The sequence below is a fragment of the Neobacillus sp. SM06 genome, from assembly GCF_050496765.1.
In the GTDB taxonomy this organism is placed as follows: Bacteria; Bacillota; Bacilli; order Bacillales; family Cytobacillaceae; genus JAEVLT01.
The window spans coordinates 400,829-414,599 of the sequence record NZ_JBNWEO010000015.1 but is presented as its reverse complement, the minus strand read 5'-3'; the positions used below and the strand labels follow the sequence as shown (position 1 = coordinate 414,599).

Here is a 13,771-nt window from a genome sequence, read left to right as displayed (position 1 = left end):
ATTGTCGAATATTTTCTATAACTTATTTTAGGTTTTCTTAATAATACAAACAATATATAATTTATATGAAATCAATCTAAATCTTATATGAATTAAAGGAGAACGAAATGGAGCTTCGGCAATTACGGTACTTTATTGAAGTTGCAGAACGCCAGCATGTGACAGAGGCAGCGGAAATTTTGAATGTTGCCCAATCTGCAGTCAGCTATCAAATTACAAAGCTGGAAGAGGAGCTGGGAGTTAAGCTATTAGAGCGGGTTGGCCGAAATATTAAGGTAACACAGATCGGAAAGATTTTTTTACATTATGTAAAAAACGCCTTAAAAACGATTGAAGAAGCAAAGGAAAAAGTGGACGAGTACCTTGATCCGCAGGCAGGAACGATAAAAATTGGTTACCCGACTAGCCTTGCCAGATACTGGCTTCCAAATGTTATTTCGGCCTATAAGGAAGATGTGCCGAACGTTACCTTCCACTTGCGGCAAGGCTCCTATGCGTACTTAATCGATGCGGTTAAAAATGGTGAAATCGATTTGGCTTTTCTTGGTCCTGTTCCGATGAAAGAACCCGATCTGGAATCCAAGATACTATTTATGGAAGACATTGTCGCCTTGCTTCCACACCGGCACCCATTAGCTGATCGAAAAAGTTTGTCTTTAAGCGACTTGCGAACAGACCCATTTGTCTTATTCCCAAAAGGGTATATTCTTCGAAAAATTGTAGTGGATGCCTGCCTTGAAGCGGGCTTTGAACCGAATATTACATCTGAAGGAGAAGATATGGACGCCTTAAAAGGACTTGTATCCGCGGGAATTGGCGTTAGTCTGTTACCTGAGAGCACTTTTTATGACTCGGTTCCCCACTTCTCTGTTAAAATACCGGTTGAATCGCCAAAAGTCATGCGGACAGTTGGCGTCATTATTCCAAAACATCGAGAAATTGCACCATCCGAAAAAAATTTCTATCAATTTCTTATTCAATTTTTCAAAAAGCTGAATCAATTTAAATAATTTGGTCATTCATCCCTGCATTAGCAGGGATTTTGACATGATTTGCTTCTAGATTATGGATATCCTTCATAATTATTAACGAGCTGTTGAATAAGGAGGACATCTATGTGTAATCAAACTAGAAGGTATCAACCCCGTTCAAGCTTGTTTGATGCTAAAAGCAAAACATACTGCGTTCCGCCTCACTTATATATTGGATTCCAGCCGCCAAACCTTTCGCAATTTGCTCCTGAAGATGCATTAAAATCAGGAACCTTATGGAAACCATTCTATGATTCATATTGCAATTACCGCGGAACGCCCAAGAAAAGCATCCCGGCATGGCACCTTGGACGAGCGCAAATGATGCTCCCTTATGAATTTTCCGTAAATCCGCCCGATGCACGCAAACAAGAAAAATCTGCTCCACATTTTCTTATGCCTGATCAAGGCATGTTGCCTGAAAGCGCGTATCAATTGATTCACGATAAAGTTGCTCAAGATGGCAATGCCCATCTCAATCTTGCAACATTCGTTACCACCTGGATGGATCCTTCCGCCAATCGCTTATACGTCGAATCGGCGAATAAAAACTTGATTGATAAGGACGAATATCCGCAAACAACAGCGATCGAGGAAGAATGTGTACGAATCTTAGCCGATCTCTGGCATTCACCCAATCCGCATAAAACAATTGGCGTTTCGACAACAGGATCCTCAGAAGCATGTATGCTCGGGGGCTTAGCTTTAAAACGGCGCTGGCAAAACACGCGGAAGAAGCAAAAGAAGACGATTGATCGGCCAAACATCGTATTTAGTTCTGCCGTACAAGTGGTTTGGAAAAAATTCGCGAACTATTGGGATGTTGAGCCGCGTTATGTAAACATTACCAAGGAGCAACCATTTATGGATCCCGCTAGTGTGCTTACTGCCGTAGATGAAAATACAATTGGGGTAGTGCCGACTCTTGGGGTAACGTATACTGGTCTTTATGAACCGGTTTCCGCCATTTCGAAAGCCTTGGACGAGCTGCAATCCAGAACAGGACTAGATATTCCAATTCATGTTGATGCTGCTTCGGGCGGATTTGTTGCACCGTTCCTACAGCCAAATTTAGTCTGGGATTTCCAATTGTCCCGGGTAAAATCCATCAATACTTCCGGACATAAATATGGATTGGTTTACCCGGGAATTGGATGGATCATTTGGCGTGAACCGGAAGATCTCCCAGAAGATCTTATTTTTCGAGTATCCTACTTGGGCGGAAACATGGTGACAGTCGGATTGAATTTTTCCCGCCCCAGCGCCCAAGTACTTCTGCAATACTTTAACTTTCTTCATTTGGGCAGAAAGGGGTACCATGAAGTGCATACAGCTTCTCAAGCAGTAGCACAATTCCTTAGTAAAGCGATTCGAGATATGGAGCCTTTTGAGTTATTTACCGATGGATCGGATATCCCTGTCATTTCATGGCGGTTGAAGGAAGATCACCCATTAAAATGGAATCTTTACGACCTGTCCCGGCAATTGCGCACATTTGGCTGGCAAGTTCCAGCGTACCCCTTACCCCCCAGCATGGAAAATGTTACGGTCATGCGTGTCGTTATCCGCAATGGATTTTCCATGGATTTGGCTCAATTCTTCATAATGAACCTTATACAGGCCGTCTCACTCTTGGATTCCTTACCGGAACCAATATCATATGACACGAAGTACGACAGCAGTTTTCATCATTAATGTTTAGACAACCAAAAAAACAACTTGGACTGACTGTTACCGTCAGTCTTTTTTCAACTAATGAATACATTCTATAAAAATCCGAAACTTATAAAGAAAATTTCTCAGGTTCTATTATTCCTAACGAATTAAGTCGATAAAATGGGATAAAATTCTTGCGGTCAGCCCCCAAATCACCTTGTTTTCGTAGTGATAAAAATATTCATCCAACTGCCTTGTCTGCCAATTGTAATTCTGACCGCCGATAATCGATTCAAAAGGAAAATTTTCCTCCGGTTCAGCCTTGAAATGAACATGAAAGATTTCAGGGGCGTTTTTTAGGAAAAATGCCAGCGGTACCGTAAATATTTCACCAACTTCTGCGGGGTTAGGGCTGATTCGATCCAAATTTTCAATAAGTCCGACATATGGGTAGATAATCATTCCAAAAGGGGAGATAAAGAAATCCAGTGGGTAAACATGGGTGATGTCGTGCTCATTCAATCCCAGTTCTTCTATTGTTTCTCGAATTGCCGCTTTTTTCTCCGAATGGTCCTGTGAGTCAATTCTTCCTCCAGGGTAACAAACCTCTCCGGGCTGTCTTCTTAACTGCTGGGAGCGCACTTCAAATAAAACATGCACTTCACCATCCTTTTTGATAAGCGGCAGCAGTACTGCATATTTCGAAAACTGTTCAATCCCTAAAACAGTTGGAGCATGATTTGATAGTTTTGAAAAAATAGATTCTAAATCCATTTCACTCACCTCCAAAATGTTACAACATGCACTTGTTTTAATCAGTTATAATAGCGTAACCTTATTTGCTTATTTTATCATGAGCAGCGAAAAAGTTTTAACCATTAAATTTATGAGGTTTGAAAATTCATTCATCAATTTGTTTCTATCACATGTATATTTTTACATTACGATCGAAAAAATATATACATTATTATTTAAAGGGTAAAATTCCCTAATTTGTCATAGTTTTTTTCGATTTTTATGTCAATTTTGTTAAACAGTGATAACTATCACAGTGAAACATGTTTCATTCCATTAAAATGTAAACAAAATAAAAAGACCGGTTGGATAGGAGTGAGTCATGTAATGAAATCAAATTCCAGCGCGATCGTTGTAGAGATTGAAACACTTCGAAAAGAACTCATTACGACTGTTCAAAAAGAAGGACTTTCCAGCGAAAAAACAATTAAACTAAGCCAAAGGTTGGATGTCTACCTTGTAGAATATCAACAAAAGTCTATGTGATCTTTTCCCTGCCCTTTTTCCCCTCGACAAATCCATTTCTCTGTATTTAAATTTTCCAAATCTTCAAATACCGCAAATAAAAATATGTCACTTCATTGATTCATAAAGTGTTATAATTGAATAATTATTGGAATCTTCATTCTTTCGGAGGGGTAGTATGAGTGTGCAAGAAAAGGCCTTGGCTTCTCAGAGAGCGAAAGGAATCGTTCTTGTTTTGATCGCCGCCATTTTTTGGGGGATTTCGGGTACAGTTGCCCAATATTTATTCCAAGAACAAGGGTTTCAGGCAGATTGGCTTGTCGTGGTCAGGCTGTTAGCATCAGGAATCATCCTGCTCACGTTAGCGCAGACTGTTAGGAAACAAACTATTTGGAGTGTCTGGCGGGTTAAACAGGATGCCATTCAGCTTCTGTTATTCGGACTCGTGGGAATGCTCGGGGTACAATATACTTATTTTGCCGCCATTCAGCATGGAAATGCCGCAACTGCGACGATTCTTCAGTACTTGGCGCCAGTATTGATCACATGCTTTGTTTGCCTGCGTTACCAGAAATTACCCACTAAATATGAGCTAGCTTCAATCGTTTTAGCATTGGCTGGTACTTTCCTTTTAGTAACCGGTGGGAGAATTAATTCTCTCTCGATCACCAAGGCTGCTTTTTTTTGGGGGATTGCATCCGCGTTTTCACTTGCTTTTTACACATTACAGCCAGGCAATTTGCTAAAAAAGTGGGGTTCTTTTTTAACCGTCGGCTGGGGAATGATTATCGGTGGCATCGCCCTGAACTTTATAACCCCTGTATGGAAATTTCAAGGACAGTGGTCTTTTTCTTCTTTCATTGCCGTTTTGTTCGTAATCGTATTTGGGACGCTGATAGCTTTTTACTGTTATTTAGAAAGTTTAAACTACATAAGTGCCGCAGAAACCAGTCTGCTAGGATCGGCAGAACCATTGTCTGCAGCCTTTCTGGCAGTTATTTGGCTTCAAGTTCCATTCGGCTTACCTGAATGGATCGGCACCATCAGTATTCTCTCTACTATTTTTATTTTATCAACGGTTAAAAACAAATAGGCAAAGCCATTCATTGATCTACACGAAAAAATTTCAGCAAGGGTTGGAGAACTAAATGCCGCCCTTTCCCTTTATTTAAACCAGCCTTTCTGCCTGGAATGCTTAATGGCTTCAATCCGGTTCGTTACTCCCAATTTATCCATAATGGTAGATATATAATTTCGCACGGTACCAATCGTAATGCTCATTTGGCTCGCAATTTCTTTCGTGTTTTTTCCATCGGCGACCAACTCGAGTACTTCCATCTCCCGTTCGGTTAACGGGTTTTCCTCATTGTACACATCATCCATTAACTCTGGCGCATAAATCCTCTTCCCTGCCATAACACTGCGAATCGAATTGGCGAGATCTTCGCTCGGGCTGTCTTTCAATAAATAGCCGCTTACGCCAGCTTTTATTGCGCGCTGAAAGTATCCCGAGCGGGCAAATGTTGTTAAAATAATCACTTTACAACCCAACTCTTTTAATTCTTCGGCGGCCTCAAGGCCGTTTTTACCAGGCATTTCAATATCCAGGATGCACACATCCGGTTGACGGTTTCGTGCAAGAGCTAATACCTCTTCCCCATTGCTTGCTTGGCCAACCACTTCCATGTCTTCTTCCAAATTAAGCAGAGCACCTAGGGCGCCTAGCAGCATCCGCTGATCTTCGGCAATCACAATTCGAATCATCTCATTTCCTCCCTCCCTATCACTTTGGCTGTATTTGGTACCGTTATCGTTAAAGTTGTTCCATCTTTTACAGCAATTTCAAGCCGGCCGTTGACAAATTCAAGCCGTTCTTTCATCCCCATTAAGCCGCTTCCTTTCGTCAAATCGATCGTATTTGGCGCAGCAAGTCCATTGTCATGAACAATTAACACACTTTCCTTCTCTGATTGCTCAATGGCAATCGTGCAAGTGGAGGCTCTGCTATGTTTTACGACATTGTTTACCGCTTCCTTTAAGCACATGCTTAAAATATTCTCCGTCAATGGCGAAACGTCCGTCAAAGTTCCATCCCCCTTGGCAACAAATTGAATTTGCGCCGCTTTTAATATTTGTTTCACACGGGGAATTTCATCTTTTAAACGAATGCCGCGCATATTCGCCACCATTTTCCGTACTTCGTTTAGAGCGGTTCTCGCAGTTTGCTGAACATCTTTTAGCTCCGCTTTTGCTTTTTCGGGATCTTTGTAGATCAATTTTCGAGCTAAATCACTCTTTAGGCCGATCAAGGATAGCTTTTGCCCTAACGTATCATGGAGATCACGGGCAATTCGCTGCCGCTCTTCCAATTTGACCAACTCGGAAATTCGCTTGTTGGCGTCTTCGAGTTTTTCCTCAAGCTGTCCCCTCTCTTTGCGGAAACGCAGGCTAAACGGAAGAAGGATTACACTGATCAAAATAATTAGTACAAACGGCAGCTGTTTCATAAATAATTCTTCTTGTAGGATTATTTTCACATTTATTGCTGCAGCCGTACTAACTAAATGAATGAAATACAACGTTAAAAATGGAATTCGGTTCTTAATATTGCCAATCAAATATGCTAGAAAAAAAGCAAAGTAAACATAACTGTAAAGCGATGTCGCCGCGGCTGAAAACCCGATCAGGATCACCGTCCACAAATACACCGTCCACCCTTTTGAACGAAAGGCAAATTGGTAAATCAAAAAGAACAGTAATGTTAAAGTAATTCCGATAACAATCTTAATAGTGGACGGAGATTGCAAAATAAAATAAAACGGCAAAATAGCTAGAACGGTCCATATATAGGGAGAAATTCCGGTATTTTTTAATAATAGCCAATTTTTTTTAAACATCAATGAAACCTCATTTACAATACTGTTATTTTATTTTAACCTGTTTTTTCCAAACAGCCAAGCATGGACTGGCTAAGTTTTTAAATAACTAGAAAAATCTCCCCGTTTAAGAGGAGATAAATTTTTTACAATTCTGTTTCAATTTTGACTGGGATCCTTTTTTTTACACTTTGTTTCGCATCCTTATAGCCAACAAACTTCTTATTTTTCTCGTCCCAAAGATGGAACTGTAATGATTTCCAGCTTGTTGCCAAAGTAACGGTCGGCACGTTTTGCAAGTCAGCTGTTCGGTTATGAGCTGTTTCAAGTAAATAGTTTGGAATTCTTGGACTTAAATGGTGAACATGATGGTATCCGATATTCCCGGTCAGCCATTGAAGAAGCTTTGGAAGTTTATAAAAAGAGCTGCCTTCTACAGCGGCTTTTACATATTCCCAGTTGGCATCTTCTTCAAAATATGAGTCTTCAAATGTATGCTGGACATAAAATAGCCAAATCCCTGCTGCACCAGAAATGAAGAAAATGGGTCCTTGAATAAGCAAGAAATTTTGCCAGCCAATCAACCAGCTTAAAGATCCAAACAAAATAACGATTAAACCATTCGTTACGTACGTATTCATTCGCTCTTCTTTCCGTGCACCTTTGCGATTGAAACGATTTTTGATCAAAAACTGATAAATTGGTCCTAACCCAAACATCACAAATGGGTTACGGTACATACGATACCCGATTTTTTTAATAAGGGGAGAAGTTGTATACTCTTCAACAGTCAAAATCCATAAATCTCCTGTTCCACGCTTGTCCAAGTTGCTGCTTGTTGCGTGGTGGACAGAGTGGTCATGTGCCCATTGATCATATGGGAACAAGGTTAATACCCCTGTTAACGTTCCAAGGACGCGGTTGAGCGAACGATTTTTAAAAAAAGAATGGTGGCAGCAATCGTGGAAAATGATAAAAATTCGCACCAAAAATCCCGCTGCAATAACCGTAAGAAGGAGTGTGAGTACATAAGAAACAGCTAAACTTTTATATGCGAGAAACCATAACAAGAAAAATGGCACAAATGTATTGATAAGCTGCCAAATGCTGGCTTTTGTTGTGGATTTTTCATAAGGGGCAATTTGCTTTTTTAACTCTTTCATTTTTTGGATAGACATGGTGGGTCTATTTCCCCTTCCTAGATATGATTAACTTGAATTATAAAGCATTTATGATCTTGGCATAAGTAGCAGGTGTCATGCTCGATAGGTGATAAATGTCATCCTCTTTAATAGATTTCGTTTTATTTTTCAAAAATTTTTGTTATTATTTTAAAATAAGGAGATAGAAAGAAGGGTGAAAATTGAATCAAACTAACAAATTTTTCTTCCATGCGGATCAAGTTGGAAGCTTACTTCGGTCAGAAGCCATTAAACAAGCACGCTTACAAAAAGCCGCTGGTGAAATTACGAATGAACAATTGCGTCAAATTGAAAATGAAGAAATTTCCCGCATTGTTGAAAAGCAAAAGGAGGTCGGTTTGCAGGCTGTAACAGATGGAGAATTTCGCCGAGCATGGTGGCATTTTGATTTTCTCGAAAATTTAACAGGTGTCGAAGGCTATGATACGGAAACAGGCATACAGTTTCATCAAAAGCAAACCAAGTCTCATGCCATAAAAGTAACCAGTAAATTGGATTTTGTAGACCATCCAATGCTTGAAGATTTTAAGTTTCTTCAAAGTATTGCCGGTTCCCATACCGCAAAAATGACTATTCCAAGTCCAAGCATGCTGCATTTCCGCGGCCAAATTGACAAAAATGTTTACCCTGATCAGGATGAATTTTTCCACGACTTAGCGATTACGTATAAAAAAGCGATCGCTGCTTTCTATGATGCTGGCTGCCGTTATCTTCAGCTTGATGATACTTCCTGGGCTTACCTTTGTTCTGCTGAGCAAAAGGAATTGCTGCTGGCACGCGGCCTAAATCCGGAAGAGTTGCAGCGTTTATATGCCCGTACAATCAATGAAGCGATAAGTGGTCGTCCAGATGATATGAGAATCACTATGCATATTTGCCGGGGTAATTTCCGATCGACATGGATCTCCTCAGGGGGTTACGAACCAGTGGCAGAAACTCTATTCGAAGGACTGAACATCGACAGCTTTTTCTTGGAATACGATAGCGAACGGGCTGGAGGATTTGAGCCGCTTCGTTTTGTGAAACGCCCCGATTTGCAAATTGTTCTCGGTTTAATCACATCCAAATTTGGGGAATTGGAAGATCCAGAAGCGGTTAAGCAGCGAATAAATGAAGCATCACGCTATGTTCCGCTTGAACAGTTGGGATTAAGCCCTCAATGCGGATTTGCGTCAACCGAAGAAGGCAATTTATTGACAGAGGAACAGCAATGGGCAAAACTTCGCCATGTCGTTGAAATTGCAGAAGACGTGTGGAAATGATTTTTTTATAATATTACCAGAATTTATATGTTGACCCTTTTTTACGATTGCCGAAAGAGTAAGGCATTGAGTCTACTATTCTGAAACGAATCTTTTTTGACCAAAATCATGAATCCGTGACGTGAAAAGTATACATGCAAGGAATTTATTCCATAAGTAGGGTGTTTCGTGGTTGACTGTTTGATTTCCGCTCCAGGCGGCTTCGCTTTCCGCGGGCGTGCCGGGGAGCCTCCTCAGCGCTTTTGGCGCCTGCGGGGTCTCCCCTGCCCCGTACTCCCGCTGGACATTGAATAAGCTTCTTGAATCATCAACGCACGAAGGAAATGCGATAGCATTTTCGAGGAGTCTTCGCCGCCTTCCGCTCCATTCCAAAAAGTGAGCAGAATCAACCATAAGTAAAATGATAGCGATTCTTTGTCAAATTTCTACGATAATAAATTTTTTGGATTGTCAAATAGGCATGTATCAGGTCTTTTCAGGCTATTCACTTGCATGGTTTAGGTTAAAAATGTGAGATATACTTGCGTGAATGTCTTAAATGAGGTCTATGTTTTCCACACTTCAACGATTTAAATCTGGCATTTTTTACCATTTTGTATAACGGTCTTACTTCTTCTGTGAAACATTTTTTTAACGGAGCTTCCTCAGCCTTTAGCGTTTCTTGACCAACAAAAGATATGCAAAATAGGGGCATATCCGTCGCAACCTTTGTAAGTACGGCTGACGCCTTTCTATTTGGTATTACAGTTATCAAATGACGAGCTTCGAAAGAGAATCTAGAGCTAAGAAATTAAGAACCAACCTGGTAAAGACCTGATGGCCAGATCAAAGTGCTTATGTTTGTAAGAGTACAAGGGATAATTGCGTATTTCATCATTGCCAAAGCAATGCGAATAAGAAAAAAAGTGTTCCGCAAAGGAGTACAAACTATCTGATGTTCTCTAGCAAAAGGTCGCTTCGAATCCTAGTATTCATTCGTTTATGGCACCCTGTTGATTGGAGCGGAAGGCGCCGACTCCTGGGGGATTAGCGTTACAGGCGAGACCCCGCAGGCGTTTACGCCGAGGAGGCTCAGGCGTTCTGCCCCCCCGGAAAGCGAGTGCCTGGAGCGGAAATCAACAGACCCCGTTTATCCACCAAACTAAAAAAGATTGGGCGGTTTTTGCCCGGTTTTTCTTGATTTGTTTTAGAATGCTAAACAAAAGTTGATTTAAATCGGGTGAAACAGTTAGAGATAGAGCACGCATTTTGTTCAGTCTTCAAATCAGCATTTGGAAAAGGGTACTGTCTTTATTTACCTCTTTGTAGAAAAATCCTTTTTTCTTTATTCTTTCAATCAATGGAAAATAATCTTCCCTGTCTTTTAATTCAATTCCAACCAATGCAGGGCCACTTTCTTTGTTATTCTTTTTTGTATATTCAAACCGGCTGATATCATCATTTGGCCCAAGCACATCATCAAGAAACTCGCGTAAAGCCCCAGGTCTCTGAGGAAACTGGATAATGAAATAATGCTGCAGGCCTTCATAGATCATTGAGCGCTCTTTAATTTCCTGCATTCGCCCGATATCATTGTTCCCGCCAGTTACAATACAGACAACCGTTTTCCCCTTAATTTGGTCTGCATAGGCATCCAATGCTGCGACTGAAAGCGCACCAGTTGGCTCGACAACAATGGCATTTTCATTGTATAAGGACAGAAGGGTTGTACATACTTTCCCTTCCGGAACAACAACAATATCATCGACAAGATCTTTGCAAATGTTATAAGTGTTGGTACCGACCGTTTTAACAGCCGCACCATCGACAAAGGGATCGATATCCGTTAAGGTAACGACCTCGCCTTTTTCAATTGAGTTTTTCATTCCAGGTGCTCCTTCTGGCTCGACGCCAATAAGCTTCGTATCTGCCGAAAAGCTTTTCATATACGTGCCGACACCTGAAAGAAGACCGCCGCCGCCAATAGCTGCAAATAAATAATCAATTTTTTTATCACAATCATTTAAGACTTCAACCGCAATCGTTCCCTGCCCCGCAATGACATCAGCGTCATCAAACGGATGAATAAAGGTTCTTTTCTCTTTAATGCCGCAGGCAATGGCTTCATCATAAGCATCATCAAATGTATCGCCAGTTAAAACAATCTCGATATGCTCCCTGCCCCAAAATTCAACTTGTTTCACTTTTTGTTTAGGCGTTGTAATAGGCATGTAAATTTTCCCATGGATATTTAAGAGATGGCAAGAATAGGCAACCCCCTGTGCATGATTCCCGGCACTTGCACAAATAATTCCGTTTTGTAACTCCTCTTCAGTTAGTTTTTTTATGCGATTATAAGCACCGCGAATTTTAAACGAGCGAACGCTTTGTAAATCCTCGCGTTTTAAATAAACGCGGCAATCATACCGTTCAGACAATAGCGGATTGTACTGTAGCGGTGTAGGAGAAATGACGTCCTTGATCGTATGGCTTGCAATGATAATATCTTCCACACTTAAAAACGTTTCTTTTTGATCAACTGACTGTTTCATGTTCGTTTCCTCCCAATTTCTTTTCTCATGGATGTTGAAAAATCTATATCAAAAATAAAAAACCCGCCCCATGGATAGGGACGAGTAAACTCGCGATACCACCCTACTTCCGCAACCAAAATTCAGCTGCGGCTCTCGATCTCCGTACAGTTTTCTATACGTGTTCCATGATAACGGGGACGTTCCGGCAAAGCCTACTGATTTCGGCCCTGCATCTCAGAGATGATCTTCAGATAAGTTTTGTTCATCGGCTTTCAGCACCCGCCGACTCTCTGTAGAACAAAAACCTCCCTACTGTTCTCTTCATTGATTGATTGTTTGTTTGTTCATTTATAAACATAAGGGTACCACCGGAAAGGAATCGAGTCAATTAATTTTTAGTATATTTTTAGTTTTAAAAAAATTTATGTCTTCTTTATTATTGAAAGCAAAATGGACATAATTATAAAGACAGCAATTTTGGAGTGATGAAATGAAGAGTAAGTTAATAATCATACTTAGCAGTTGTTTTATTGCTTTTATGGCGATTTTAACCATTTATTATGTTTTAAAAGGGGACTCTTCCCGCTGGCAAGTCGCAAGCGGCGGTATATTGATAAGTGCCCTTCCATTACTATTACTCCTTCCAAAAATTAAAAATCTGTTCCCAACGCTTCTGATTATCGGATATTTTATTTTTATTTTTTGCACTGTCTTTTTAGGGTCGATTGCCAATTTTTATATAAATGTTAAATGGTGGGATACTTCCCTGCATTTTTATAAAGGCATGTTGGTCGGATTGGCCGCAATTTCTTTATATGGGCTTTTAGTGCCTGAATCTGCCAAAAGCAGAATTTCAAAATGGTTCATTTTTCTGTTTGTCCTTTCCCTATCGGTTCTTTCAAGCGTCATATGGGAAATTTACGAATTCATTGGAGACCATACCTACACCCATACTATGCAAAGAGGCGGAAATACAGATACGATGACAGACTTAACTGCGGGATTTATAGGTGCGCTTTTTGCCGCTGTATACTCGATTACATTAAACAAAAAATAATAGAATTCCTTCTTTAGTCCTAATGGTTAAGAAAAACCAGGCACAAACCGCCCGGTCCTTTTTAGTTTGGCGGATAAACGGGGTCTGTTGATTTCCGCTCCAGGCACTCGCTTTCCGGGGGGCGTTCGCCGAGCCTCCTCGTCGCTAACGCTCCTCGAAAATGCATCCGCATTTCCTTCGTGCGATGTTATTTCTAGGAAGCTTATTCAATGTCCTGCGGGGTCTCGCCTGTAACGCTAATCCCCCAGGAGTCGGCGCCTTCCGCTCCAATCAACAGAGTGCCATAAACGAATGAACCCTGGATTCGAAGCGATCATTTGCTAGAGAACATCAGCTCGTTTGTACTCCTTTGCGGAACACTTTTTTCCTTATTCGAATTGCTTTTGGCAATGATGAAATAAGCAATCATCCCTTGTGCTCTCAGTAACATAAGCACTTTGACCAGGCCATCGGGTTCTTACCAGTCTGAGCCTTTATTCCTTGGCTCCAATTTCTCTTTCGATTCTCGTCACTTGATAACTGTAATACCAAGAAGGAAGGCGTCAACCGTACTTACAAAGGTTGCGAAGGATTTGCCCCTATTTTTACATATCTTATGTTGGTCAAGTACTGTTAATGGCTGAGGAGGTTCCGTTGAAAAAAAGTGTTTCACAGAAGAAGTAAGACCGTTTTACAAAATGGTGAAGCATGCAAGATTGAAATCGTTGAAGTTGAAAAACATAGACCTCATTTAAGACATTCACGCAAGTATATCTCACATTTTTAACCTAAACCATGCATGTGAATAGCCTGAAAAGACCTGATACATGCCTATTTGGCAAACCAAAAAATTTATTATCGTAGAAATTTGACAAAGAAACGCTATCATTTTACTTATGGTCGATTCCGCTCACATTTTGGATTGGAGCGGAAGG

11 protein-coding genes and 1 other annotated feature are annotated in these 13,771 nt (G+C 40.7%); of the genes, 6 read left to right on the top strand and 5 right to left on the bottom strand.

From position 1 onward, the window contains the following. Positions 1-107 precede the first annotated feature (107 nt). Complete coding sequence (locus ACQYAD_RS11595) at positions 108-1,010, top strand: LysR family transcriptional regulator (RefSeq protein ID WP_430238317.1); 903 nt, start codon at positions 108-110, stop codon at positions 1,008-1,010. Positions 1,011-1,115: 105 nt separating this feature from the next. Next, entirely contained in the window at positions 1,116-2,726 is a 1,611-nt protein-coding gene (locus tag ACQYAD_RS11590; protein ID WP_430238315.1) for a glutamate decarboxylase, read from the top strand. Positions 2,727-2,846: 120 nt separating this feature from the next. On the opposite strand, the gene ACQYAD_RS11585 is transcribed toward ACQYAD_RS11590, so the two are convergent. Further along, positions 2,847-3,461 (bottom strand): NUDIX hydrolase, encoded by a 615-nt coding sequence (locus tag ACQYAD_RS11585; protein ID WP_430238313.1) that lies wholly within the window; start codon positions 3,459-3,461, stop codon positions 2,847-2,849. Between the two features lie 348 nt (positions 3,462-3,809). On the opposite strand from ACQYAD_RS11585, the gene ACQYAD_RS11580 reads away from it, so the two are divergent. Next, a complete protein-coding gene (locus ACQYAD_RS11580; RefSeq protein ID WP_430238312.1) occupies positions 3,810-3,968 on the top strand; it encodes a Spo0E family sporulation regulatory protein-aspartic acid phosphatase in 159 nt (52 codons plus the stop codon). A gap of 157 nt (positions 3,969-4,125) precedes the next feature. Beyond that, a complete protein-coding gene (locus ACQYAD_RS11575) occupies positions 4,126-5,040 on the top strand; it encodes a DMT family transporter (protein ID WP_430238310.1) in 915 nt (304 codons plus the stop codon). 71 nt (positions 5,041-5,111) lie between these two features. Here the strand turns inward: ACQYAD_RS11575 and ACQYAD_RS11570 are convergent, their stop codons facing one another. From ACQYAD_RS11570 to ACQYAD_RS11560, 3 genes are all read right to left on the bottom strand, one after another. Then, positions 5,112-5,711, bottom strand: coding sequence for a response regulator (locus ACQYAD_RS11570; protein ID WP_430238308.1), 600 nt, complete (start codon positions 5,709-5,711; stop codon positions 5,112-5,114). Further along, positions 5,708-6,844, bottom strand: coding sequence for a sensor histidine kinase (locus ACQYAD_RS11565; RefSeq protein ID WP_430238306.1), 1,137 nt, complete (start codon positions 6,842-6,844; stop codon positions 5,708-5,710). Before ACQYAD_RS11565 ends, ACQYAD_RS11570 begins: the two co-directional genes overlap by 4 nt. Positions 6,845-6,969: 125 nt before the next feature. Further along, complete coding sequence (locus tag ACQYAD_RS11560; protein WP_430238304.1) at positions 6,970-8,001, bottom strand: fatty acid desaturase; 1,032 nt, start codon at positions 7,999-8,001, stop codon at positions 6,970-6,972. Between the two features lie 185 nt (positions 8,002-8,186). Here ACQYAD_RS11560 and ACQYAD_RS11555 point away from each other — a divergent pair, with 185 nt between their 5' ends. After that, positions 8,187-9,287, top strand: a complete 1,101-nt coding sequence (locus tag ACQYAD_RS11555) for a 5-methyltetrahydropteroyltriglutamate--homocysteine S-methyltransferase (RefSeq protein WP_430238302.1) — start codon at positions 8,187-8,189, stop codon at positions 9,285-9,287. A 1,259-nt stretch (positions 9,288-10,546) separates the two neighbouring features. Here ACQYAD_RS11555 and ilvA read toward each other — a convergent pair. Next, on the bottom strand, positions 10,547-11,818 hold the full coding sequence (gene ilvA, locus ACQYAD_RS11550) for a threonine ammonia-lyase IlvA (RefSeq protein ID WP_430238300.1): 1,272 nt from the start codon (positions 11,816-11,818) through the stop codon (positions 10,547-10,549). 73 nt (positions 11,819-11,891) lie between these two features. Continuing rightward, positions 11,892-12,134: a binding site (T-box leader), on the bottom strand. Between the two features lie 156 nt (positions 12,135-12,290). On the opposite strand from ilvA, the gene ACQYAD_RS11545 reads away from it, so the two are divergent. Further along, positions 12,291-12,857: a membrane-spanning protein gene (locus ACQYAD_RS11545; protein ID WP_430238298.1), complete on the top strand. Its 567-nt coding sequence runs from the start codon at positions 12,291-12,293 to the stop codon at positions 12,855-12,857. Positions 12,858-13,771: the final 914 nt, after the last annotated feature.